This window comes from Leifsonia sp. Ger2509, from assembly GCF_055231915.1.
The window spans coordinates 3223367-3246524 of the sequence record NZ_JBUYVB010000003.1 but is presented as its reverse complement, the minus strand read 5'-3'; the positions used below and the strand labels follow the sequence as shown (position 1 = coordinate 3246524).

Genomic DNA, 23158 nt, shown 5'->3' with positions numbered 1-23158 from the left:
CATGCCACTCGTTCCGACCAAGGAGATCGTCCTCACCGCCGCAGCAAGGCGGACAGGCATCGGCGCGTTCAACGTCATCCACCTCGAGACGGCGGAGGCGCTCGTCAGAGCTGCCGAGCAGGCCGGTGCGCCGGTCGTCCTCCAGATCTCGCAGAACTGCGTCACCTACCACGGGGGGCTGGAGCCGATCGCACGCGCTGTCCTGGCCGCCGCCCACGCCTCGTCGGCGCACGTGGCCGTCCACCTCGATCACGCCGACGACGAGGACCTCGCCCGGCAGGCCGTCGACCTCGGCTTCGGCTCGGTCATGTTCGACGGGTCGGTTCTCGACTACGAACGGAACGTCGAAGCGACCATCCGGGTCGTCGAGTACGCCCACGCGAACGACGTCTTCGTCGAGGCCGAGCTGGGTGCCATCGGCGGCAAGAACGGCGCGCATTCTCCCGGCGTGCGCACCGACCCGCGCGAGGCGCGACGATTCGTCGAGGAGACCGGGGTCGACGCTCTCGCCGTCGCGGTCGGCTCGTCGCACGCGATGGTGGAGCGGACGGCCGCGATCGACCTCGACCTCGTCGCCCGCATCCACGCCGCGGTCCACGTTCCCCTCGTGTTGCACGGGTCGTCCGGGGTCGCGGATGAGACGATCGTCGAGGCGATCCGCGCCGGCATGACCAAGATCAACGTCTCCACCCACCTCAACGGATTCTTCACCAACGCGGTTCGCGCTTACCTGGCCGCGCATCCCGAGGTGGTCGACTCGCGCACGTACCTCGGCGCGGGCCGCGAGGCGCTGGCTGCCGAAGCGGCACGCCTGATCACTGTGTTCTCTTCCGGACCCCGCGCCGGAGCACCCGAGGGAGTCCCCGTATGAACAGGGCCGAGCGGCTGAACGCTGTGCTCGATCTTCTCGCCGAGACCGGCCAGGTCGAGGTGGACGACATCATCACCAAGCTCGACGTGTCCGCAGCGACCGCGCGGCGCGACCTCGACACCCTCGCCAGCCAGCAGCTCCTCACCCGGACCCGCGGCGGCGCGATCGGCCAGTCGGTCGCCTACGACCTCCCCATCCGCTACAAGCGCGAACAGCACGCACCGGAGAAGCTGCGGATCGCGCAGGCGGCGAGTGCACTCGTGCCGCGCGGCGCGGTCGTCGGGCTGTGCGGGGGGACGACCAGCACGGCCGTGGCGAGCGTCCTCGGATCGCGCGCCGACCTGATGGAGCCCTCGCCGCATCCGAACCTGACCGTCGTCACCAACGCGATCAACATCGCCGCCCAGCTCGTCATGCGCCCCCAGATCAAGACGGTCGTCACCGGCGGAGTCGTGCACGCCAGGTCCTACGAGCTCGTCGGTCCTTACAGCGACGTGGTCCTCGAGAAGATCACGATGGACATCGCGTTCATCGGCGTGAACGGCATCGATCCCATCGTCGGCGCCACCGTTCACGACGAGGGCGAGGCGAGCGTCAACTCGCTGATGGCGAGGCGTGCGACCCGCGCCGTGATCGTCGCGGACTCGAGCAAGATCGGCCGGACGGCCTTCGCCACGCTCAGCGGGCCGCGGGTGCTGAACACGCTCATCACCGACAGCGGCATCACCGACGAACAGCGCGCGGCCTTCGCCGAGCACGGCATCGAAGTCATCGTCGCCTGATGGGCGGCCTCGCGACACTCATCCATTCCGCGCGCGTCGTGAGCGCCGGAATCGTCGTCGACGACGGCTGGGTGCTCTTCGACGGCTCGCGGATCGCCGCGACGGGCTCGGGCGGTACGTGGCGCGATGCCATCGCCGCCGCACCCTCGCGTACGAAGGTCGTGGATGCGCGGGGCGCCTGGCTGACCCCCGGGTTCGTCGACATCCACAACCACGGGGGCGCCGGGGTCTCGTTCGACGACGGCGCCGACGCGATCAGCGCGGCCATGGCGATGCACAGTGCTCACGGCACCACCCGCTTCGTGCTCTCCCTCGTGACCGCGCCACTGGCCAGCCTCGAACGCGAGCTCGAGGCCGTCGCTTCCATCGCGCGCACGAACCCGCTCGTGCTAGGCAGCCACCTGGAGGGTCCTTTCCTCGATCATGCGCACAAGGGCGCCCACGACCCCGCCCTGCTCGTGCCCGCCGAGCCCGGATCGGTCGACCGGCTCCTCACCGCCGCCGACGGCACGCTACGTCAGATCACCCTCGCGCCCGAGCTCGACGGCGGAATGGATGCGGTCCGCCGGTTCACCGCGGCCGGCACCGCCGTCGCCGTCGGGCACACCGGCGCGGACTACGCCCAGACGCTGGCGGCGTTCGACGCCGGGGCGAGCATCCTGACCCATGCCTTCAACGGCATGGACGGCATCCACCACCGCGCCCCGGGGCCTGTCGCCGCTGCGACGCGCACGCCGGGGGTCACGATCGAGATCATCAACGACGGCATCCACGTGCATCCCGAGGTCGTTCGCCTGGCGTTCGCCGGGGCGCCGGGTCGCGTCGCGCTGATCTCGGATGCGATGGCCGCGGCCGGATCGGGCGACGGCGACTACGTGCTCGGCTCGCTCGCCGTCACTGTACGAGACGGCGTGGCCCGACTAACCGTCGGCGACTCGATCGCCGGCTCCACACTCACGCTCGACGACGCGCTGCGCCGTGCGGTCCTCGAGGTCGGGATCCCGGTGGGCGAGGCTGTGCGCGCGCTGACCGAGACTCCCGCGCGGGCCGTCGGGCGCGGCGACGACCTCGGCCGGCTCGCTGCCGGCTACGCGGCGGACGCGGTGCTGCTCGACGACACCTTCGGTGTGCTCGCGGTGTGGGCGGATGGGCGGGTCATCCGCCCGACGACCAGCACGAGCACGAACGACACGACCAGGATGCCGACGTAGACGAGCGGCAACTCCGTCACGCCGCCGAGATCGAAGATCCATGCCCCGACCAGGGCGCCGCCGCCGATACCGATGTTGAACGCCGTCGTGTAGAGGGCGCTCGCGGTGTCGCGGAAGGACGCGGATGACGTGTGCAGCAGGCGGGTCTGGAGCAGCGGCGGCAGGGTCCCGAATGCCAGACCCCAGAGCACGAACGCGCCGATCGCGACGATCGGCTGTCCGGCGAACACCGAGAGCACGGAGACCGACACGGCCGTCACGACGATGGCGATGACGAGCCCGGCCTGGGGGTGGGGGCCGAGGACGGAGCCCGCGAGCACCAGGCCCACCGCGCCCGCGATGCCGTAGGCGAAGAGCAGGGCGCTCACGTTGCCGGCGGGCACGCCCATCACCTCGGTCATGAACGGCACCACGAACGTGTAGAAGCTGTAGTGGCCGATCATCGTGACGGCGGCGATCGCGCACACCATGACGACAGCGGGAACCGTCCGGTCGCGCGGTCGCCGTGGCGCACCCCGCTCCCGTTTCGGCGGCGCATCGTCACGCTCGACGGCGGGAAGGAACTTCCAGACCAGCAGCGCACCCACCACCATGAGACCGGCGAGGATGCCGAACGACAGCCGCCAGCCGAACGCGTGCCCCGCGAAAGTCCCCAGGGGGACGCCGAAGACGAATGCGAGGGTCCCACCCCCGAGCGTGATCGAGACGGCGCGCCCGATCTGGTCCTTAGGCACGAGGTGGCCGGCGTAGGCTCCGACGATCGCCCAGAACATGCCGTGCGCGACACCGCCGAGCACGCGCGACCCGACGACGAATCCGTAGTTCGGCGCGATCGCCGTGAGGGCGTTGCTGACGGCGAGCACCAGGATGATCCCGACGATCATCCCGTGCCGCGGCAGCTTGCGGGTGAGAGCGGTCAGCGGCGTGCTCGTGAGCACGACGGTGAACGCGAAGACCGTCACGAGGAGCCCGATCTGGGCCTCGGACACGCCGAGCGACTGGCTCATATCGGGGAGCAGCCCGGTGGGCATCATCTCGCTGGTGACCGACAGGAAGACGGCCCCGGCGAGCACGATGAGACCTACCCAGGGAAAGGGTGTGGTAATTCTGGACGGTGTTCTCTGGGTGACAGACATGACGTTACTGGCTCACGAATGGCGTTCCCCGCACGATGCGGCGCTGCCGATTGCAGATCGCCGATGCGGGTCGACTGCGCGCCGATGTGCGCGCCCAGGGCCGAACGGGAACCGCCGACCATCGCCTAGTTTAGCGGATGCGCAACGTTCATGCTCCGTCGGGCGCCGTCGCCGTCGAGTTCTGAGCCGCGGCGATCGAGCCGGGATCGGTCGCCGTCGGCAGTTCCTCCTGCCGGCGGATGGCGCGACGCCCGAAGATCACGACCCCCAGGTACCCGATGACCAGCGCGACCAGCACGCCGAGGTTGGCGAAGGCCCAGTCGCCCTCCTTGCCGCCCAGGCCGAGCGGCCCGAGCAGGTATCCCTGCCACCCCAGCCAGCTCGCGTACGTGTTGGTCACCAGTCCCCATCCGATCGCGGTGCCGAGGACGATGAGCGAGATCGGCAGCCACCGCACGCTGCCGTACCGGCCACGGCTGTCGTACAACTCCTTCTCCGCGTAGTCGCGGCGGCGCAGGCTGATGTCGGCGATGAAGGCGCCGCACCACGCGGCGATCGGCACGCCGAGGGTGATGAGGAAGCCCTGGAACGGGCCGATGAAGTCGCTGGCGAAGAACACGACGTAGATCGCGCCGAGCGTCATCAGGATACCGTCGATTCCCGCCGCGACGAACCGGGGCACGCGCACGCCCGTGCTCAGCAGCGCGAGCCCGGACGAGTAGATGTCGAGCACGGCGCCGCCGACGAGGCCGAGCACCGCCACGATGACGAACGGGACCAGGAACCAGATCGGCAGGATGGACGCGAGCGCACCGATGGGGTCCCTGCCGATTGCGGTGCTCAGCTTCTCCGACGATCCGGCCAGCAGGATTCCGAAGATGAGCAGGATGACCGGGGCCAGCGACGAGCCGAACGTCGTCCAGCCGACGACGCCTGAACTCTTCGCCGTGCGCGGCAGATAGCGCGAATAGTCCGCCGCCGCATTCACCCAGCCCAGTCCGAATCCGGTCAGCATGAACACGAAGCCCCCGATGACCTGGGGCGTGGTCCCTGCCGGAAGCGCGGCGACGGCGCCGAGGTCGATGTGCCCCAGGACCAGGATGATGTAGACCACGGTCAGCACGCCGGTCACGATCGTGATCACCATCTGCATGCGCATGATCAGCGTGAAACCGATCACGCCGCCCGCGATGATCAGCGCCGCGACGACGATGAGCGCGACGACCTTGGTCGCCACTCCGCCTTCCCAGCCCAGCTGCGTGAACACGGTAGCGGTGGCCAGCACGGCGAGCGCCGTCAGCACTGTCTCCCAGCCGACAGTGAGGAGCCAGGACAGCGCGGACACGAGCCGGTTGCCGTTCACGCCGAACACCGCGCGGCTGAGCACCATCGTCGGCGCCGATCCCCGTTTGCCCGCCAGCGCGATGAATCCGCAGAGCAGGAAGGAGATGACGATGCCCACCACACCGACGATCGTCGCCTGCCAGAAGGAGATGCCGAAGCCGAGCAGGAACGATCCGTAGCTGAGACCGAACACCGACACGTTCGCGCCGAACCACGGCCAGAACAGGTCGCGGGGCCGCCCCCTGCGCTCGCTCTCGTGGATCGTATTGAGCCCGTTCAGCTCGACGCCGAAGCTCTGGGCCGCAGCCCCGGCCACATCGGGGCGGTCCTCGTCCAGTGCGGTCATGATCGCATCACCTCTCCCACGCGCCGGGACCCACAGAAGTCCCGATGAACGCGATCATATTGCCGCCCGCGCCCCGGATCGAGGGCGAGGCCCAAAGCCGGTACCCTGAGCGGGTGAGCTCTGCGACCTCCTCCACGCTGCCCAACCACTGGGTGCTGACGCTGATCTGCGCTGATCGCCCCGGCATCGTGCACGCGATCAGCGGTGCGATCGTCGCTGCGCGCGGCAACATCACCGAGAGCCAGCAGTTCGCGAGCCTCGACACCGGCCGGTTCTTCATGCGGCTTCAGGTGGAATCGGATGCGACGAGGGCGGAATTCGAGCGGGCGCTCGACCCGGTCATCGACAGCTACGGGATGGTCGCCCGGCTCGACAACGTCGGCCGCCCCCTGCGCACCCTGGTCCTCGTCTCGACCGCCGCGCACTGCCTCAACGACCTGCTCTTCCGGCAGCGCGCCGGCCAGCTCCCGGTGGAGATCCCGCTGGTGCTGTCGAACCACGGCACCCTCCGCGACCTCGCGGGGTTCTACGGCACACCCTTCGAGTCCCTCCCGGTGACGGATGCCGCGGGCAAGGACGCGTTCGAGGCACGGGTCCTCGAGGCGGTCGAGGAGCACGACATCGAACTCGTCGTCCTCGCCCGGTACATGCAGATCCTGTCCCCGGAGCTCTGCGAGAAGCTCACCGGACGGGCGATCAACATCCACCACTCGTTCCTGCCCGGTTTCAAGGGTGCGAACCCGTACCGCCAGGCGCACGCCCGCGGTGTCAAGCTCATCGGCGCGACGGCGCACTTCGTCACCAGCGACCTCGACGAGGGACCGATCATCGAGCAGAACGTCGTGCGTGTCGACCACTCGCGCAGCGTCGCGGAGCTCGTCGCGATCGGCCAGGACGAGGAGAGCCGCACGCTCACGCAGGCCGTCAAATGGTTCGCGGAGGCTCGGGTGCTCCTCGACGGAGCGCGCACGATCATCTTCCGCTGACCTTCCCCCTCCATGCTCGGATGGGAATCGGCATGCTCGCCGTAGAATTGGCGCGTGACTGACGTGCGCCCTGAAGTGAAGATCGGCCCCAACGACGTCCTGAGGTTCCTGCTCGAGCTGTTCGCTGTGTTCTCGCTCGCGTTCTGGGGCTTCGTCGCGTGGCCCCTGCCGTGGAACATCGTCGTCGGAATCCTCGCGCCGCTGGTCGCCATGGTGCTGTGGGCGCTCTTCCGGTCGCCGAAGGCCGTCTTCGCGATCGACCCGTTCGGACGTGCTGTCGTCGAGATCGTCGTCATGGCCAGTGCCGCCCTCGCGTGGCTGGGGCTCGGCCAACCCATCGTCGCCGTCGTCTTCGCTGTGATCGCGACCGTGAGCGGGGTCATCAACGGCCGTAAGGAGTTCCGATGAGTCCTGAGAGCATCCGGCCGCAGCTGATCCACAGTGCGCGCAAACTCGACGCCGACGGTCTCGTCGACGACTTCTGGATGCTCACCGAGGGCGATGCGATCGCCCTCACCGGCAAGGGCACCGGCTGGCGCCCCTACGTCGATGGCGCAGACGTCGTCGACGCGGGCGGCCACTGGCTGACGCCCGGCTTCATCGACCTGCACTGCCACGGTGGCGGAGGACACCCGTTCGACGACGGCCCGGAGGAGATGCTCGAAGGCCTCGCCGCCCACCGTGCGCATGGAACGACCCGCTCGCTGGTGAGCCATGTCGCCAATCCGCTCGCCCAGCTGCGCGAGAGCCTGTCCATCGTCGCCGACCTCACCGCCGTCGATCCCCTCGTGCTCGGCTCGCACCTCGAAGGACCGTTCCTGGCCGTCGAACGGCGCGGAGCCCACGACGCGGCCTTCCTCCGGGACCCGGGCCCCGAGATGCTCGAAGAGCTCGTCGGCGCGGCACGCGGCACACTGCGTCAGTTCACGATCGCACCCGAACTCCCCAACGCGCTCGAATCGATCGGTGTGCTGCTCGAAGCCGGAGTGGTGGTCTCGATCGGCCACACCGCGGCCGACTACGAGCAGGCCAAGCGCGCCTTCGAAGTCGGGGCGCGCATCCTCACCCACACCTTCAATGCCATGAACGGCATCCATCACCGCCAGCCGGGGCCGATCATCGCCGCCTTCGAGGACGAGAGCGTCATGCTCGAACTGATCCTCGACGGGCTGCACGTGCATCCGCGCGTCGCCGACCTCGTCTTCACTGCCGCACCCGGCCGGGTCGCCCTCATCACCGATGCGATGCCGGCCGCCGGCGCAATGGACGGCAATTACCGCCTGGGCTCGCTGAACGTCACCGTCGACCACGGGCTCGCAGTGCTCTCCGGCACCTCCACGATCGCGGGTTCCACACTCACCCTCGACGTGGCGCTCCGCAATGCGGTCACCATGGTCGGGCTCGATCCGCGCGTCGCCGTCGAGGCCCTCACGCTCACCCCCGCCCGCGCCCTCGGTCTCGAGCACCGGCTCGGGCGCCTGCACACCGGCTACGCCGCCGACGCCGTCATCCTCGACCACGAGTGGACGGTCCGCCGCGTCTGGGGCGCAGGCGCCCCGCTCTAGTCCGTCGAGCACAGGAAAACCGGGCTCATCGCGCCAGCAGAAGCCCGGTTTCCCTGTGCTCGACGGCGCCTGTCAGAGGTGCTGCCAGGCGGGTTTGTTCAGCCACGCGTAGCGGTAGTAGTCGAGGTTGCGCAGGCCCGACGCGGCGGCGGCGTCGATCAGCACGGTGGTGTGCGGGTGCAGCTGGATGGCCGAGCCCGGGTTGCTCGTGGAGACCGGGCCCTCGACCGCGCCGGCCACCGCATCCGCCTTGCCGGCGCCGAAGGCGAGCAGGATGAGGTGACGGGCCCGCAGGATCGTCCCGAGTCCTTGGGTGATGCAGTGCACGGGCACATCCGCTTCGGACGGAAAGAACCGCGCGTTGTCGCGCCGGGTCTGCTCCGTCAGGGTCTTCACCCGGGTCAGGGAGGCGAACGACGAGCCGGGCTCGTTGAAGCCGATGTGCCCGTCTGTGCCGATCCCGAGGATCTGCACGTCGACCCCGCCTGCGGCGACGATCGCCTTCTCGTAGTCCGCTCCGGCGTGCTCGATGCCGTCGAGCGAACCGTTCGGGACGTGGATGCGCTGCGGGTCGAGACCGAGCGGCTCCACCACTTCGCGTGTGATCACCGAGCGGTAGCTCTCGGGATGCCCGGCCGGCAGCCCGACGTACTCGTCGAGGGCGAACCCGCGCACCTGCGAGACGTCGACTCCTTCAGCGGCCACCGACGTCGCGAGCGCGCGGTACAGAGCGAGCGGGGTCGAGCCGGTCGCCAGACCGAGCACAGCGTCGGGGGTCGAACGGATGAGCCGGAGGATGCTCTGCGCGGCGAGTTCGCCGGCCGCATCCTGGTCTTCGACGACGACGACTTCAGCCACTCACACCACTCCCACCAGGGCCGCGCCGACGGCGGCAGCCGGAAAGCCTTCCGGGACCAGGCGCACCCGGTCGGGGAGTTCGAGCGACGCCAGGAACGGCGACGATCCACCCCACGCCTCGAGAACGTCGTGCACATCGGAGAGGAGGCGATCGCCGAGGTGGCTGAGGCCGCCCCCGATGACGACAGACTCGACGTCGGCCGTGAGCACCAGGACCCGCACCGCGGATGCGATGCCTGACGCAAGCCTAGCCTTGATGGCCTTCGCTTCGGGGTCGCCCTCGGCCGCCGCTGTGAACAGTGCGCGAACGGGAAGGGGATCGTCGGTGCGCCACTGCCGGGCGACGCCCGATCCGGACGCTACGGTCTCGAGGCAACCGCGCTGCCCGCACGCGCAGACCACTCCGTTCGGGTCGACGGGGATGTGCCCGATCTCCCCCGCGATGCCCCGTGCCCCGCGCCACAGCCGACCGTCGACGACGATGCCCGCAGCCAGTCCGGTGCCGAGGTTGAGGTACGCCATCGACCCGGTGAGGCCCATCAGGTGATACGCGCCGAGGGCTGCGGCCTTCACATCGTTCTCCACGCGCACGCCGACCCCGAGCCGGCCGGCCAGCTCACCCCCGAGCTCCAGACCGTCGAACCCGAGGTTAACCGCGTGCCGGACCCGCCCGGATGCGCTGTCGACGAGACCGGGGATGCCGATGCCGATCGAGTCGAACCCGCCCGCGCTGAGCCCGGTGAGCTCCGCGATCCGTGCCACGGCGTTCACCGCGGTCTCGACGACCGCGATCGACCCGAACCCGGTGGCGAGACGGACGCGCTCGGTCAGCAGGCCGCCCTCATCGATGGCGACCGCATCCGTCTTCGTCCCACCGATGTCTATCCCGAGTCTCACGACCCTGATCCGGCCAGGTAGTGCATGAGTGCCCGGCCGACCAGGCGGGATGCGCCGAAGGTCGCGATGTCGGCATAGGTCCGGTCGTCGGAGGGCCAGCCCATGTCGACAACGAGGACCGCGTCGCGTTCGGCGCGCAACCGGTCGATCGCTTCGCGGGCGAACGCGTGGCGATGGTTGTCCTTGCCGATCACGAGGACGGGCGACTGCGCGGCGAGCACGAGATCGGGGTCGTCGCCCTCGGTGAACACGACGACGGGGTTCGCCGAGAACGCCTGGGCCGCGGACGAGTCGGGGTGGGCGACGAGTTCCGCGAACGGCCCCCACGGCGCGATTCCGACGGCGATGTTCGCGATGGTGTCGATGCGCACGACCGAGCACGGGCCGGTGTGGCTCTCGACCCACTGCCTGGCGCGATCCGATACGTCGAATGCGGCGATGGCACGGGCGAGCTCCAGCTGGGGTTCGTCCTCGGCCGTCACGTATTCCGGGATTGTGATCTCCGCGCGGTCGGCCGCCAGCTCCCCCGCCAGGCCGAGGACCCGACCGGATGCTTCGCTCACGCGGGCAGGATCGAGACGACCGGCGACGATCGCCTCGAGGATGCGCGTCTCGATGTCCGCGAGCTGTGCATCCGTGTTCTCCGTCCCGATGCACAGCAGGTCGCAGCCGGCCGCCAGCGCGCGCACCGCCGCCTCGGGGATGCCGAGATCGCCGCTCGCGCCCTTCATGTCGAGCGCGTCGCTGACGATCACGCCGTCGAAGCCGAGCTCGTCGCGCAGGAGGCCCTGGAGGACCGCGGCGCTCAACGTGGCCGGGTTGTCCGGGTCGATCTGCGGCAGGAGGATGTGCGAGGTCATGACGGTCCGGGCGCCTGCAGCGATCACAGCAGCGAACGGCTTCAGTTCGCGTTCGCGCAGTTCGTCGATGCTCACGTCGACGACCGGGAGTGCGAGGTGGGAGTCCTGTGCCGTGTCCCCGTGCCCGGGGAAGTGCTTCGCGCTCACCGCGATCCCCGCCGACTGCAGGCCGCGCGTCCAGGCCGCGCTGTGCTCGGCGACGATCTCCGGGGATGAGCCGAAGCTACGCACGCCGATGACGGGATTGTCCGCGTTCGAGTTGATGTCCACATCCGGAGCGAAATTCAGGTTGCAGCCCGCGAGACGGAGTTCCCAGCCGACGAGGCGGCCGACGAACTCGGTGTACGACAGGTCGCCCAGGCGACCCAGTACAGCGTTGCCCGGATAGGGTGACCCCGTGTCGTAGTAGAGGCGGGTGACGTCTCCCCCTTCCTCGTCGATCGCGATGATCGCGTCGGGGTTGGCCGCGTAGATCGAATCCGTCAGTTCTCGCAGCTGCGCCCGCGAGATGATGTTCGGTCCGAAGATGCAGACACCGCCCAGTCCCTTGCGGAGACGCTCGGCCAGCCAGTCCGGAAGCGTGGTGCCGACGAAGCCGGGCAGAAGCGTCGCCGCCACCTGCCGGCGGAGGCGGTCCGTTCGTTCAGGAGAATCTGGGGTCTGGAGCAGTTCGGCGACGGTCGGCCCGCTCACCCCTTCACCGCCCCGCTGACGAGCCCGCTGGTCATCCGGCCCTGCACGAACAGGAAGAAGATGATGACCGGCACGGCGACGAGGGTCGACGCGGCCATGACCTGGCCCCAGTCGATGGCGTGACTCGAACTCTGCTGGATGAACCCGCGCAGCCACAGCGGAAGGGTCTGGCTGGCGTTGTCCGGGAGGATGACCAGGGCGACCGTGAACTCGTTCCACGCCTGGAGGAAGGCGTACACGCCGGAGGCGACCAGACCGGGCGCGAGGAGCGGGAAGGTGATCCGCATGAACGCCTGCGTGCGGCTGAGACCGTCGACCATGGCCGCCTCTTCGAGGTCTGCGGGGATCCCCGCGACGAAGCCGCGCAGCATCCAGATCGTGAACGGGACCACGGCGGCGATGTACAGGATGCTGACGCCGACGACCGTGTTCAGGAGATTCAGGTTGCTCATCAGCTTGTACTGGGCGATGAACATGCCCTCCGCTGGCAGCATCTGGATCAGGAGCACCGCGAGCACGAAACCCGTGCGCCCGCGGAATTTGAACCGGCTGATCGCGAGCGCCGCGAGGAAGGCGAAGAGGAGACAGAAGACGACGGTGATGAGCGCGATCGCGAGGCTCATCCCCAGCGCGGGCAAGAACGTCCCGCCCTGGAACACGGCAGTGAAGTTGTCGAAGTTGCCGCCGAACGGGAGGAACTGCGGTGTCGTGTTCTGCAGCACGACGTTGGACAGCAGCGAGGAGTTCACCATCCAGTAGACCGGGAAGATCCAGATCAGCGAGATGACGACGCCCAGGATGCCGAGGAGCACCTTCGATGGCTTGAAGCGGCGCGAGCCGCTGCGCGCTTTGCGCGCGGCGGCGTGCTGGCTACCAGCTTCCAAGGTCTCGGGCTTCGCCTCGACCGTCGCTGATGTCATGACTGGTCCTCCTTGAGCATGTTCCGCACGTAGAACCAGCTGAGGGCGATGGTCAGCGCGAGCACGAAGATCGAGACGGCGCTCGCCATCGCGAAGTCGCTCGAGCCGACGCCGAGCTGATAGATGTACGTTCCGAGCAGATTGGTCTCACTGGCGATCGAGCCCTTGTCCTGCAGCAGCTTGATCTGGGTGAACACCCGCAGGTCCCAGATGATCTGCAGCAGCATGACGATGCCGAGCACCGGCCGGATCATGGGAAGGATGATGAACCGCAGGCGCTGGAATCCGCGCGCCCCGTCCATCTGGGCGGCCTCCAGCACCTCGCTCGAGACCTGCGTCAGGCCGGCGAAGACGGAGAAGGCGACGAACGGCACGCTCATCCAGACGATGATGATCATCGCGACGAAGAAGAAGGACAGCGGGTCCTGGAGCCAGTTGTGGTTGGTGTAGTCGAAGCCGGCGGCAGTGAGCAGCCAGTTGACGACGCCGCGGCGCCAGTCGAACAGCCAGTTCCAGACGGTCATCGCCGCGACGACGGGCATCGCCCAGGCGAGCAGCAGGCTGATCTGGATGATGATGCGCACGACCCGGTTGACGGCGTTCATCAAGAGCGCCATCCCCATACCGATGACGACGGTGACGGATGCGGTGACCAGGCAGAACGCGATGGATCGGGCGACGACGGTCCAGGTATAGGGGTCCGAGAACAGGGTGATGTAGTTCTGGAACCAGACGAAGGGGGCGGGCCGGCCGAACTGCTGGGCCAGGCCGAAGCTCTGAGTCGAGGTGACGAGCTGCCACACGAGCGGGTAGCCGAGGGCGAGCACGAGGATCGCGACGGAGGGGACCAGCAGCCAGTATGCGGTGAGGCTGCGCTTACGACGCGGCGGCTTCGCCTGCGGCCGTGCGACCTTGCCGGTCACGGCGTTCTGTGTGGTTGTCACGTCTGTCCTCCTTCCAGGTGTTTCGGGGGTGTTCAGGGTTTGGGAGCGCGGGGGTCCGCGCTCCCAAACCTACTGAGGGGGTCGATGCGGAACGACTACTTCTTGTTCAGCATCGGGGTGATCTTCGCGTCGTACTCCTGGGCCAGGGCCTTGAGGTCGGACGCGTCACGGATCTTGGAGAAGAACTCCTCCATCACGTTGCCGGCTTCGACGGCTGCCCAACCGGGAGCGGCGGGGGTCAGCTTCGAGTTCGAGGAGGACTCGATGAGAGCCTTCGCGAACTGGTCGGTCCCGAGGGAGTCGACGTACTTGCTGTTCGCCGGTCCGAGGCCGTTCTTGCCGAGCATCTCCTGGTAGGCCTTCGAGAAGATGATCTTCAGGAGGGTCTTGGACAGGCCAGGGTTCTTGCTCTTGGCCGAGATACCGATGTTCGAGCCACCGGCGAAGACCGGGGCCGGCTTGCCGTCGTTGCCCGGGAGCACGAAGGTTCCGAAGGTGTTGTCGTTCCACGTGCGAACGGTCTTGCCGTCCTTCGTGGATGCGTCACCGATGGACCAGTGCGCCCAGCCCGGAGCCATGATCGTGGCAGCCGAGAGCGACGTGGGCGTGGTGCTGTTGTCAGCGTTAGTGGACACGTCGGTGTCGTTCAGGTAGACGTACTGGTTGCTGTCCTTGGCGTCGTTCGGAGCCTTGGATGCGTTCTTGTACAGGTCCTGCAGCTGCTGGAGACCCTTGAGCGACTTGTCGGACTCGAGCGTGGCGGTCCATTTGCCGTTCTTCTCGGTCGCGATGTCACCGCCGTTGGCGAAGATCCAGGAGATGCCGTCGCGCCAGTCCTGGCCACCGAGGTAGAAGCCCGAGAAGTCCTTGATGGCCTTCGGGTTCTTCTGCGCGATGGTGGCGACGTCCTGGTTGAACTCGTCGAGCGTGGTGGGAACCGTCACGCCCGCAGCGGCCCAGACGTCCTTGCGGTAGAACGCGTAGCGCGAACCGAAGTAGTACGGCAGCGTGTAGTTCTTGCCGTCGACCTTGCCGGCGTCGACGAACGACTGCAGCAGGTCGGATCCACCCAGGTCCTTGTACATGTCGGAGACGTCGAGGAACGCACCGACGTTGGTGAACGTCGGGGACTGCGTGTTGCCCATCTCGGTCACGTCAGGCGTGTTGTTGGCGTCGGGCAGCGACGTGGTCAGCTTGGTGACGATGTCGCTCCAGTCCTGCTGCTCGATCTTGAGGGTGGCGCCGGTCTCCTTCTTGAACTCGTCCTTCAGGTAGTTACGGAGAGGGTCCGGGGTGTCGCTTCCGACGAGCCACAGGGTGACCGTCTTGCCCTTGCCGTCCGTGCTCGGTGCGCCTCCGGGAGCGGCGGAGCATCCTACGAGCACGAGAGCGGAAGCTGTTGCCACAGCGGCGAGGCCAACGAGCTTTCTCTTCATTGCTTTTCCTTTCTTGGGTGGTCGATGTGTGCGTTTGCAACATCGCTGGTGCTAGGGGTCGGTCCTGGCTGTGTTCCGATTTCTGGGCGTTGCTGTGTTACGAGACCCCGAGTTGTCCTGAGAGGACGAGAACGGCCGCGCCGCGCAGGACGATGTCCTGCCCCTGCGTGGTCATCCGCAGCCTGAGATTGCCGTGGAATTCGGCCATCGTCCTGTTGCGGAGCGTTTCGATGGTCGCCTGTGCGAGCGGTCCATCAAGCAGTTCGGTCGGTCCGCTCAACACGATCTCGGAGAGATTGAGAGCGCCGACGACGGGTGCGAGGGCGATGCCGAGGCGCTGCCCCGCCTCCCGGAGAACGGGTCCGGCCGAGCCGCCTGCGGCTTCGGCTTCGCGGATGCGCTGCTCCAGCAGCGGTACGGCCAGCCAGTGTTCGAGGACCTGGTCGCGGTTGTAGGTGACTTCGAGTCCGAGGTCGGTGCCCACCATGACCTGGCCGATCTCGCCCGCGGCGAAGCGGCTTCCATAGACGAGTGCTCCTGCCACCAGGAGCCCCGCGCCGACACCGTGACCGATCGTCACGAGCATCATGTCGCCGGCGGCGTCGCCGTAGCCGTGCTCGGCGAGGACTGCGACGTTGGCGTCGTTGGCCACGACCACCGGAAGCCCGGTGCTGGCGTGCAGCGTGTCCTGCAGGCGTTCGTCGACCCAGCCGAGGTTGGCCGCGGTGAGCACCGTGCCGGAGAGGTCCACGACACCGGGCGATCCCACACCGATGCCGAGGATGGGGGCGGTCGCCAGCGCGACGAGGCTTTCGGTGAGCGCGACCACCTTCGCGGTGGCCTCGGCACCGGTGCTCCCGGCCAGCGGGACCTCGGCGCGTTCCAGGATCTCGCCGTCCAGGTCGAGCACTGCGCCCCGGAAGGTGGTGTGCTCGCTGAGGTCGATGCCGATGATCTGGTAGGCGCTGCGGTTGATGTCGAGCAGCACGGCCGGCTTGCCCGGGCGGGCGGACTCGCGCTGGCCCAGTTCGACGACGAGGCCCTCGTTCAGGAGTTCCGCAACGAGGTCGGATATCGTCACGCGTGTGAGGCCGGTCTCGCGGGCGATGTCCGCCCGGCTTCGCTCGCCGGCGCGGTACAGCGTCTGGAGTACCAGTGACCGATTGTGGCTCCTGGCGTGCTCCGGCAGGACCTTGACCTTGGGACGCAACGCCCGGCCCGGCGCCATGCCGGTGGCCGGTTGCGCGTGGGGGGACTCCAGTGCGGTCCCTCGCTCCGATGCGGTCATGTTTGTTAGTAAAGCTTACGAACAAACTATTCGCAAGCTCTTCCTCGCCACTTTCACTGAGTTTTACCAATCCGTAACATCCGCACACGCATCGAGCCCGGGGAAAGTCCGCGGGATTCGCGAGAATCAGCGGACTTTCCCCGGGCTCGATCGCCGGGCTCGTGGAGGACTAGCCCAGGCGCGCCTTCAAGTTCTCAGCCAGCGACGCGAGGAACTCCTCGGTCGTCTGGTACGGCTGCTCCGGTCCGACGAGCAGGGCGAGGTCCTTCGTCATCTTGCCGGACTCGACGGTCGTGATCACGACGTCTTCGAGGGTGTGCGTGAAGTCGATCAGGTCCTGGTTGCCGTCGAGCTGTCCGCGGTGAGCGAGCCCACGCGTCCACGCGTAGATCGACGCGATCGGGTTCGTCGACGTCGGCTTGCCCGCCTGGTGCTGGCGGTAGTGGCGCGTCACGGTGCCGTGCGCAGCCTCGGCCTCGACGACCTTTCCGTCCGGCGTGGTCAGAACGCTGGTCATCAGGCCCAGCGAGCCGAAGCCCTGCGCTACGGTGTCCGACTGCACATCGCCGTCGTAGTTCTTGCAGGCCCAGACGTAGCCGCCCTCCCACTTGAGGCTGGAGGCGACCATGTCATCGATGAGGCGGTGCTCGTAGGTGAGTCCCGCGTCCGCGAACTTCGCAGCGTACTCGGCGTCGAAGACCTCCTGGAACAGGTCCTTGAAGCGGCCGTCGTAGGCCTTGAGGATCGTGTTCTTGGTGGACAGGTAGACGGGGTAGTTGCGGTCGAGACCGTAATTGAACGACGCCCGCGCGAAATCGCGGATCGACGCGTCCTGGTTGTACATGGCGAGCGCCACGCCGGCGCCCGGAGCCTGATACACCTCGAACGACTTCGCTTCTCCGCCGTCGGACGGCTGGAAGCTGATCGAGAGCGTGCCTGGGCCGTCGAAGGTGAAGTCGGTGGCACGGTACTGGTCGCCGAACGCGTGACGGCCGATGACGATCGGCTTGTTCCAGCCCGGGACCAGGCGCGGGATGTTCGAGATGATGATCGGCTCGCGGAACACCACGCCGCCGAGGATGTTGCGGATGGTCCCGTTCGGGCTCTTCCACATCTTCTTCAGGCCGAACTCCTCGACACGCGCCTCATCGGGCGTGATGGTTGCGCATTTCACGCCGACGCCGTGCCTCTGGATGGCGTGTGCCGCGTCGATCGTGATCTGGTCGTCGGTCTCGTCGCGCTTCTGGATCGAGAGGTCGTAGTACTCGAGGTTCACGTCGAGGTACGGGTGGATGAGCGAATCTTTGATGGCCTGCCAGATGATGCGCGTCATCTCGTCGCCGTCGAGTTCGACGACGGTGCCTTCAACCTTGATCTTTGCCAATGGGTCTCCTCAAGTCTGTGCCGTGTTTTGGCCACGAACAGCTTACCCGAGCCGAGCAACTATCTTGACGTCGAGACAAATCACCGGCGAGATAGGCGTTCGCCCTGAGGGAGGAATGCATCCGCTGTCAGCGGAACTGCCGACTATGCCGGGATCGGCCGCGCACGTTACCCTTTCGATATGGCTGAGTTAAGACTTGAAGAGCTGAGTGCGTCGAACATCGTCGCGGCCAACGCATTGAGCCTGAAGCCCGGTCAGGAGCAGTTCATTACTCCTGTCTCATACTCGGCCGCGGCCGCGGTGAACGACCCGGCGACGACCTGGCAGCGTGTGGTGAGCGACGGCGACGAGGTCGTCGGGTTCGTCATGGGCAGTTTCGACCCCAACGCCGAGCACGAGGAGTTCACCTCCATCCTCTGGCGCATCAACGTCGACGCCGACGACCAGGGCCGCGGGATCGGCACCTTCGCCGTTCAGGCCCTGGCCGACGAGGCGCGCGCCCGGGGCAAGGAGCGGCTCTTCGTGATCTGGGAGCAGGGCGAGCTCGGCCCGGAGGCGTTCTTCGTGCGCAGCGGTTTCAAGCCGATCGGCGAGACGCAGTACGGCGAGACCATCGGCGCGCTCGACCTCTGACGGGTCACGGTCGCCCGGCGATGGCACAACCCGACGAGTCCTTCGCCGAGCACGTGCTCTCGATCGTCGACAGCATCCCGCCCGGCCGGGTGATGACCTACGGCGACGTCGCCGCGGCCCTCGGATCGCGCGCGGCACGGGTGGTCGGTCAGGTGATGGCCTACTACGGAGCAGACGTGCCGTGGTGGCGGGTCATCCGGGCGAGCGGGCATCCCCCGGTCGGCCACGAGCACATCGCACTCGAGTACTACCGCGCCGAGTCGACGCCCCTGCTCGGGGTCGGTTCGGGCGCGCCATACCGTGTCGACCTCCGTGTCGCGCGCTGGAGCCCGTGACCGATGTCATCCCGTAGGTTGGGAAGATCGATACCGCAGGCTGATGTTCCCCGCAGCCGCGGCCACGAGACTGGAGTACCGACCTTTCAGGAGCCTCAGTGAAACCAGCCAGGATCGCCAGCGCATCCGTTGCGGGCGCGCTGCTCGTCGCATCCCTCGGCGGATGCGCAGCACTCCAGTCGCTCTCCCCCAACGTGTCGAGCGACATCTTCGCCGCGAAGAGCGATTTCACACCTGCTGCGACGTCGGGGTTCGGCTCCCCCTCCTGGCTTCCCGACGACGCGACGGTGATCCGCGTCGACTTCCAGACCAACGGTCCCGCCGCCATCCTGACCTACACCTCGAAGAAGCACTTCGCACCGGGAACCTGCACGGCGAGCGCCGCGGTTCCGAGGCCGCCGATCGAGGACTCGTGGTGGCCGGTCGACACAGCCGCGAAGACGGCCGTGTCCTGCAGGGGCGGCTGGAGCGCGTTCGTCCTCGGCGACCAGGTGTACGCAGCGAAGGGACAGTCGTCCTGACGTCCGCCCTCACCGGTCCGCGACGGGAACCGGTGCGTCGGAGTGCACCGGGATGGTGAGCTCGATGATGGTGCCGAGACCTGCGACGGACTGCATCTCGAAGTGACCGTCCACGGCCTCGATGCGGTCGCGCACCCCGCCCAGGCCGCCTCCCGCCGTGACGACGGCGCCCCCGTGCCCGTCGTCCTTCACGACGACCGACACCGTCCGGCCTGACAGCGCCACCGTCACGCTGCAGTTGCGCGCATCCGCGTGTTTGGCCGTGTTCGTCAGGCATTCGGCGACCACGAAATAGATGGTCTCCTCGACCACCTCCGGCAGGCGTTCGTCGAACGCGACGGTCACCGCGACGGGCACGTGGCTCCGCAACGCCAGTTCCGACAGCGCCGATCGCAGGTCGCCGTCGGTCAGGACCGTGGGATGGATGCCCCTGGCCAGTTCGCGGAGCTCCCGGAGGGCCTCCGCCAGCTGGGCGGACGAGCGCTCCAGATCCTCGACCACCTCCGCATTCCCCGCTTCCTGCGCTTTGGAGGTCGCGATCCGCAGCCCGATCGCGAGGGAGACGAGCAACTGCTGCGATCCATCGTGGAGATCGCGCTCGAGCCGTCTCCTGGCGTTGTAGCCCTCCTCGACGATGCGCAGTCGCGACTCTCGCACCTCCTGCAGTGTCCGTTCCAGGCGGGCGCGCAGCCGATCGTTGTCGACCGACAGCAGCAGGGCGCTCGACACGGCGTCGAGAAGCCGGGTGTCCTCGCTGAGTGCCACATCGTGCTCGATCAGCGCGATCGGGTCGTCCTCCGGTCCGATTGCGAGCGTCGACCGGCCGGGTCGGGCCACGGGCAGGTCGTGCGGCATCGGCTCGCCGTCGGAGGTCTCGTAGCCGCGGGTGTGCTCATCCCACCAGTAGACGCGCAGCGATGTGTCACGCAGCGAGTCGGCGAGGCTCTTCTCCCAGAGCTCGCGGTCGACTTTGTCGCGCGCGACGATGACGAGGTCGGCGACCCGTGAGCGGAGGCCCCGCGTGTACATGACGCCGGCGATGAAGCTGATCGGCACCAGCGCGATCGCGAAAGGAGGGATGAACTCGAAGGGCTCCGGCACCTGCAGGCCGAAGATGTAGCCGATCGCGTCCTGCACCGAGGCGTACGCCCACAGCAGCAGGGCCACCGGCATGATGAACGCGACCCGGCGGGCGGGCAGTGTGCTGCCGAACCAGCGGATCGCCAGCCGCACGGCCACCGTCACGATCAACGACACTCCGATGAGCCGCCAGGCCGCACCGAGCACGCGGTCGACATCAGCGCTGGGAAAGACGGCGAAGAAGTTCGGGACGCATCCGCAGTCGCTCGCCGCCGGCGCATAGACCAGGAGGATCCCGACGAAACGGATGGTGAACAGTCCGAGCGCCGCGATCGCGATCCCACGGTCGAACCGGGATGCGAGCCTGCCTGACGGATAGCACAGGGCGAGGATGCCGACCAGCACCGCCCACAGGTCCGTCACGCCGGATACGACCGGCCACACCCATCCGACCGACCGCGCCATCGGCCCCCACGAGCCCGCCGACCAGAAGATCGAGGCGCCGACCATCAACCAGCCCGGAGATGGCCGCGGGACGATCCGCCACGCGATCGGCGCGCAGACGGCGTAGACGAGGCCGACGACGACGAAGGTCACATCCCAGCCGACGCCGTGCTGGCGGTCGCCGTAGTCGTTGATGATCAGGCCGGTGAGCTGCCCGCCGACGTTGCCGACGACAGCGATCGCGACCGCGATCCCGCGGAGCCAGTGACGCGCCATCCGCCTCTCCTCAGGCCCCGTGGCCGAGATAGCGCAGTACCGCGAGAACCCGCCGGTGGCCTTCGGCCGAGTCCTCCACGTCGAGCTTCGACATGATGTGCCCGATGTGGGTCTCAACCGTGCGCAGGCTCAGATGGAGCGCGGATGCGATCCCCTGGTTCGATCGCCCCTCGGCCATCAGGGTGAGCACGTCGCGCTCGCGTTCCGAGAGCGCGTCCAGGGCGTTACCCGACACCCGGCCCGCGACCAGCGCCGCAACGACCTCGCTGTCCACGACCGATCCCCCCGCAGCAACCGTGCGCACGGCACGGACCAGTGTGTCGGCGTCGGCGACCCGGTCCTTCAGGAGGTAGCCGGTGCCGCTTCCCACACTCATGGCCCGGATCGCGTACGCCGCCGTCGTGTACATCGACAGGAGCAGCACGCCGACGGTCGAGCCGCGGCGACGCAACTCCTCGAGGGCGCGCAGGCCCTCGTCGGTGTGCGTCGGCGGCATCTTGATGTCCAGGACCACCGCATCCAGCGAGTCGTCCACCTCGGTGAGAGCGAGCAGTTCCTCTGCTGACCCGACCGAGGCCACGACCTCGATGCCGCCGGACCGGAGGATCTGGCCGATCCCCTCCCGCAGCAGCACGGCGTCGTCAGCGATCGCCACCCTCACGACGTCGGTCACCCGGACCCCCTTCGCGGCACCACCATCGGTCACCCCAGAACGCTGCGTATCGCCTCGCCGGTGAGCTCCTCTTTGTTGATGAACCCCTCGGCCCCGCTGTCCTCCACCCGTGTCCCATAGTCGCGCATCGCCCGGCTCGACGTGAGCACGACGGCGACGCCCGACGCCTGGAGCGCAGGAACGAGGTCGAATCCGATCGTATCGGGAAGTCCGATGTCGAGGAGTACGAAATCCGGGTTGAGTGTGCGAGCGAGTTCCAGACCGCCGAGCCCTGTCGCCGCAGCCCCCACGACCGTGAACTTCTCGAGCTGGAGGAGCTCCCTCGCCTGCTCGCGGAAGCGCGCGTGGTCGTCGACGATCACTACACGCAGGTTCATGACATCGATTCTCGTCAACGGCACGGACAGCGCGCATCCGAGCTAGCACGCATTGCAATGGGGTGACCACTCCGATGCCCGGCTGCGCCGGCAGGAGCAGCATCGATAGTGCGCCGACCAGGAACCCGAGGGATCCACTGCGTGACCCGACACGCCGGATCCCCCTGGTCGCACGACGAGTGGAGAGCGAGTCCAGATGTACGCCGAGGCACGACGAACCGGCAGGTCCGGCGCGCACACGCGAACAGAGCCAGACAGACTGGACGGACTGGCAGGCCGATTCGGCACCCCGCTCCTCGTGCTCGACCCGAACCGGGCGCGCATCCGATATCGCGAACTGCAGGCGGCGTTCCCGTATGTGCGGTTCCACTACGACGCGAGCGCGCTCGCCCATCCTGCCGTGATCACGGCGATCGCCGAGTGCGATGGATTCTTCGAGGTCTCCGAAGAGGGCGCGCTCGCGGCGGTCCTCGCCTCCCGGGTCGATCCAGTGCGGGTCGTCCACACGCACCCGGTGAAGCATCCGCACGATCTCCTCGCCGCCTACAACGCCGGCGTGCGCCTGTTCGTGGTCGATTCGCAGGCCGAGCTCGAGAAGTTCATCGGCTACCCGGACGACACCGTGCTGATCCTGCGCCTGCGCTTTCCCGACCCGCACGAAACCCGGGTTCCAGCGATCCCCCGCGGGGTCGGAATCGACGAAGCGGCGAGTACGGTGCGGTTCGCGGACAGCCTCGGCGTGCGGATCGACGGATTCAGCCTGCATCTCGACGGCCGGCGCGGCCCGCAGCCGTACGCAGCGGCCATCGCCCGCACACTTGGCCTGATGGTCGAGCTCGAGACCGCTCTCGGTTGCCGGTTCCAGGTGCTCGACCTCGGCGTCGATTTTCCTTCTTCGACCCACGGCTCAGCCGTCGAACTCGCAGAGATGGCGCGCGCCGTGCGCACTCTGCTCCTCCCCATGAAGGACCGGCTGACGCTGCTGGCCGAACCCGGCCGTCTGGTCGCGGGCCGGTGCCTGACCCTCGTGACCGAGACGTCCCGCGGCACGATCGACCCGACGGCCGCGAGCGAGTCGATCGACGCGGGCGCAAGCCTCGTGATCGCCGACAGCCGTAAGGACGAGCCAGGAGCGTTCTTCCGGGTGCTCGCCGACACCGGGCACCGCATCTTCCACCCCGGCAGACAGACCCTCGAGACCCGGGCGGCGGCGGGCTGACTCAACCCCACCCTCCGCAGCCTTGGTGGCGGGAGCACCTGGTCCCACCGCTCCACGCCAGCACCTCACGCAACGCGAG

Annotated in this window: 22 protein-coding genes and 1 pseudogene; 10 read left to right on the top strand and 13 right to left on the bottom strand. The window is 67.9% G+C overall.

Going from position 1 to position 23158, the window contains the following annotated elements; all coding sequences use genetic code 11:
• Nucleotide 1: 1 nt before the first annotated feature.
• The 3 genes from ACV7NN_RS15675 to nagA (ACV7NN_RS15665) are packed head-to-tail and all read left to right on the top strand — an operon-like array spanning nt 2 to nt 2864.
• A complete protein-coding gene (locus tag ACV7NN_RS15675; protein WP_463350487.1) occupies nt 2-871 on the top strand; it encodes a class II fructose-bisphosphate aldolase in 870 nt (289 codons plus the stop codon).
• A complete protein-coding gene (locus tag ACV7NN_RS15670) occupies nt 868-1653 on the top strand; it encodes a DeoR/GlpR family DNA-binding transcription regulator (protein ID WP_463350486.1) in 786 nt (261 codons plus the stop codon). Before ACV7NN_RS15675 ends, ACV7NN_RS15670 begins: the two co-directional genes overlap by 4 nt.
• A complete protein-coding gene (nagA, locus tag ACV7NN_RS15665; protein ID WP_463350485.1) occupies nt 1653-2864 on the top strand; it encodes an N-acetylglucosamine-6-phosphate deacetylase in 1212 nt (403 codons plus the stop codon). The genes ACV7NN_RS15670 and nagA (ACV7NN_RS15665) overlap by 1 nt, the downstream gene beginning before the upstream one ends.
• A 146-nt stretch (nt 2865-3010) precedes the next feature.
• Here the strand turns inward: nagA (ACV7NN_RS15665) and ACV7NN_RS15660 are convergent.
• Both ACV7NN_RS15660 and ACV7NN_RS15655 read right to left on the bottom strand, forming a co-directional pair.
• Nucleotides 3011-4000, bottom strand: a pseudogene (locus tag ACV7NN_RS15660) (MFS transporter); the annotation flags it as partial.
• Nucleotides 4001-4148: 148 nt separating this feature from the next.
• Entirely contained in the window at nt 4149-5690 is a 1542-nt protein-coding gene (locus ACV7NN_RS15655; RefSeq protein WP_463350484.1) for a purine-cytosine permease family protein, read from the bottom strand.
• Nucleotides 5691-5803: 113 nt separating this feature from the next.
• Between ACV7NN_RS15655 and purU the strand changes: the two genes are divergently transcribed.
• Genes purU through nagA (ACV7NN_RS15640) form a run of 3 tightly spaced genes read left to right on the top strand, consistent with a single transcriptional unit; the run spans nt 5804 to nt 8241 of the window.
• Nucleotides 5804-6676: a formyltetrahydrofolate deformylase gene (gene purU, locus ACV7NN_RS15650; RefSeq protein WP_463350483.1), complete on the top strand. Its 873-nt coding sequence runs from the start codon at nt 5804-5806 to the stop codon at nt 6674-6676.
• Nucleotides 6677-6730: 54 nt separating this feature from the next.
• Nucleotides 6731-7084 carry a YrdB family protein gene (locus ACV7NN_RS15645; RefSeq protein WP_463350482.1) on the top strand — a complete coding sequence of 118 codons (354 nt, stop codon included), beginning with the start codon at nt 6731-6733 and terminating at the stop codon, nt 7082-7084.
• The gene (gene nagA / locus ACV7NN_RS15640) at nt 7081-8241 is read left to right on the top strand and encodes an N-acetylglucosamine-6-phosphate deacetylase (RefSeq protein ID WP_463350481.1); all 1161 of its coding nucleotides are present in this window, start codon (nt 7081-7083) and stop codon (nt 8239-8241) included. The genes ACV7NN_RS15645 and nagA (ACV7NN_RS15640) overlap by 4 nt, the downstream gene beginning before the upstream one ends.
• A gap of 72 nt (nt 8242-8313) precedes the next feature.
• Here the strand turns inward: nagA (ACV7NN_RS15640) and nagB are convergent, their stop codons facing one another.
• From nagB to ACV7NN_RS15600, 8 genes are all read right to left on the bottom strand, one after another.
• A complete protein-coding gene (nagB, locus tag ACV7NN_RS15635) occupies nt 8314-9099 on the bottom strand; it encodes a glucosamine-6-phosphate deaminase (protein ID WP_463350480.1) in 786 nt (261 codons plus the stop codon).
• Nucleotides 9100-9996 carry an ROK family protein gene (locus tag ACV7NN_RS15630; RefSeq protein ID WP_463350479.1) on the bottom strand — a complete coding sequence of 299 codons (897 nt, stop codon included), beginning with the start codon at nt 9994-9996 and terminating at the stop codon, nt 9100-9102.
• Complete coding sequence (gene nagZ, locus ACV7NN_RS15625) at nt 9993-11549, bottom strand: beta-N-acetylhexosaminidase (protein WP_463350478.1); 1557 nt, start codon at nt 11547-11549, stop codon at nt 9993-9995. Before nagZ ends, ACV7NN_RS15630 begins: the two co-directional genes overlap by 4 nt.
• Nucleotides 11546-12469: a carbohydrate ABC transporter permease gene (locus ACV7NN_RS15620; RefSeq protein ID WP_463350477.1), complete on the bottom strand. Its 924-nt coding sequence runs from the start codon at nt 12467-12469 to the stop codon at nt 11546-11548. Before ACV7NN_RS15620 ends, nagZ begins: the two co-directional genes overlap by 4 nt.
• Nucleotides 12466-13413, bottom strand: a complete 948-nt coding sequence (locus ACV7NN_RS15615) for a carbohydrate ABC transporter permease (RefSeq protein WP_463350476.1) — start codon at nt 13411-13413, stop codon at nt 12466-12468. The genes ACV7NN_RS15620 and ACV7NN_RS15615 overlap by 4 nt, the downstream gene beginning before the upstream one ends.
• A 95-nt stretch (nt 13414-13508) precedes the next feature.
• Complete coding sequence (locus ACV7NN_RS15610) at nt 13509-14849, bottom strand: extracellular solute-binding protein (protein WP_463350475.1); 1341 nt, start codon at nt 14847-14849, stop codon at nt 13509-13511.
• Nucleotides 14850-14946: 97 nt separating this feature from the next.
• Nucleotides 14947-16137 (bottom strand): ROK family protein, encoded by a 1191-nt coding sequence (locus tag ACV7NN_RS15605; protein WP_463350474.1) that lies wholly within the window; start codon nt 16135-16137, stop codon nt 14947-14949.
• Nucleotides 16138-16306: 169 nt separating this feature from the next.
• A complete protein-coding gene (locus ACV7NN_RS15600; RefSeq protein WP_463350473.1) occupies nt 16307-17521 on the bottom strand; it encodes an NADP-dependent isocitrate dehydrogenase in 1215 nt (404 codons plus the stop codon).
• Between the two features lie 180 nt (nt 17522-17701).
• Between ACV7NN_RS15600 and ACV7NN_RS15595 the strand changes: the two genes are divergently transcribed.
• The 3 genes from ACV7NN_RS15595 (at nt 17702) to ACV7NN_RS15585 (ending at nt 19010) form a co-directional block, all read left to right on the top strand.
• On the top strand, nt 17702-18154 hold the full coding sequence (locus ACV7NN_RS15595) for a GNAT family N-acetyltransferase (RefSeq protein WP_463350472.1): 453 nt from the start codon (nt 17702-17704) through the stop codon (nt 18152-18154).
• Between the two features lie 20 nt (nt 18155-18174).
• Entirely contained in the window at nt 18175-18489 is a 315-nt protein-coding gene (locus tag ACV7NN_RS15590; RefSeq protein ID WP_463350471.1) for an MGMT family protein, read from the top strand.
• Nucleotides 18490-18587: 98 nt separating this feature from the next.
• Nucleotides 18588-19010, top strand: coding sequence for a hypothetical protein (locus tag ACV7NN_RS15585; RefSeq protein ID WP_463350470.1), 423 nt, complete (start codon nt 18588-18590; stop codon nt 19008-19010).
• A 9-nt stretch (nt 19011-19019) separates the two neighbouring features.
• Here ACV7NN_RS15585 and ACV7NN_RS15580 read toward each other — a convergent pair whose 3' ends face one another.
• Genes ACV7NN_RS15580 through ACV7NN_RS15570 form a run of 3 tightly spaced genes read right to left on the bottom strand, consistent with a single transcriptional unit; the run spans nt 19020 to nt 21860 of the window.
• On the bottom strand, nt 19020-20810 hold the full coding sequence (locus ACV7NN_RS15580) for a sensor histidine kinase (protein WP_463350469.1): 1791 nt from the start codon (nt 20808-20810) through the stop codon (nt 19020-19022).
• 10 nt (nt 20811-20820) lie between these two features.
• Nucleotides 20821-21483, bottom strand: coding sequence for a LuxR C-terminal-related transcriptional regulator (locus ACV7NN_RS15575; RefSeq protein ID WP_463350468.1), 663 nt, complete (start codon nt 21481-21483; stop codon nt 20821-20823).
• Between the two features lie 29 nt (nt 21484-21512).
• Complete coding sequence (locus tag ACV7NN_RS15570; RefSeq protein WP_463350467.1) at nt 21513-21860, bottom strand: response regulator; 348 nt, start codon at nt 21858-21860, stop codon at nt 21513-21515.
• Between the two features lie 196 nt (nt 21861-22056).
• Here ACV7NN_RS15570 and ACV7NN_RS15565 point away from each other — a divergent pair, with 196 nt between their 5' ends.
• Entirely contained in the window at nt 22057-23079 is a 1023-nt protein-coding gene (locus ACV7NN_RS15565) for a type III PLP-dependent enzyme domain-containing protein (RefSeq protein ID WP_463350466.1), read from the top strand.
• Nucleotides 23080-23158: the final 79 nt, after the last annotated feature.

Bases quoted from the DNA above. Each gene is read 5' to 3' on its own strand.
- ACV7NN_RS15605 (WP_463350474.1), bottom strand. From the start codon at position 16,137: ATGACCGCATCGGAGCGAGGGACCGCACTGGAGTCCCCCCACGCGCAA.
- nagA (WP_463350481.1), top strand. From the start codon at position 7,081: ATGAGTCCTGAGAGCATCCGGCCGCAGCTGATCCACAGTGCGCGCAAA.
- ACV7NN_RS15655 (WP_463350484.1), bottom strand. From the start codon at position 5,690: ATGACCGCACTGGACGAGGACCGCCCCGATGTGGCCGGGGCTGCGGCC.
- ACV7NN_RS15570 (WP_463350467.1), bottom strand. From the start codon at position 21,860: ATGAACCTGCGTGTAGTGATCGTCGACGACCACGCGCGCTTCCGCGAG.
- ACV7NN_RS15670 (WP_463350486.1), top strand. From the start codon at position 868: ATGAACAGGGCCGAGCGGCTGAACGCTGTGCTCGATCTTCTCGCCGAG.
- ACV7NN_RS15620 (WP_463350477.1), bottom strand. From the start codon at position 12,469: ATGACATCAGCGACGGTCGAGGCGAAGCCCGAGACCTTGGAAGCTGGT.
- ACV7NN_RS15610 (WP_463350475.1), bottom strand. From the start codon at position 14,849: ATGAAGAGAAAGCTCGTTGGCCTCGCCGCTGTGGCAACAGCTTCCGCT.
- ACV7NN_RS15675 (WP_463350487.1), top strand. From the start codon at position 2: ATGCCACTCGTTCCGACCAAGGAGATCGTCCTCACCGCCGCAGCAAGG.
- ACV7NN_RS15590 (WP_463350471.1), top strand. From the start codon at position 18,175: ATGGCACAACCCGACGAGTCCTTCGCCGAGCACGTGCTCTCGATCGTC.
- ACV7NN_RS15580 (WP_463350469.1), bottom strand. From the start codon at position 20,810: ATGGCGCGTCACTGGCTCCGCGGGATCGCGGTCGCGATCGCTGTCGTC.
- nagA (WP_463350485.1), top strand. From the start codon at position 1,653: ATGGGCGGCCTCGCGACACTCATCCATTCCGCGCGCGTCGTGAGCGCC.
- ACV7NN_RS15595 (WP_463350472.1), top strand. From the start codon at position 17,702: ATGGCTGAGTTAAGACTTGAAGAGCTGAGTGCGTCGAACATCGTCGCG.
- ACV7NN_RS15565 (WP_463350466.1), top strand. From the start codon at position 22,057: ATGTACGCCGAGGCACGACGAACCGGCAGGTCCGGCGCGCACACGCGA.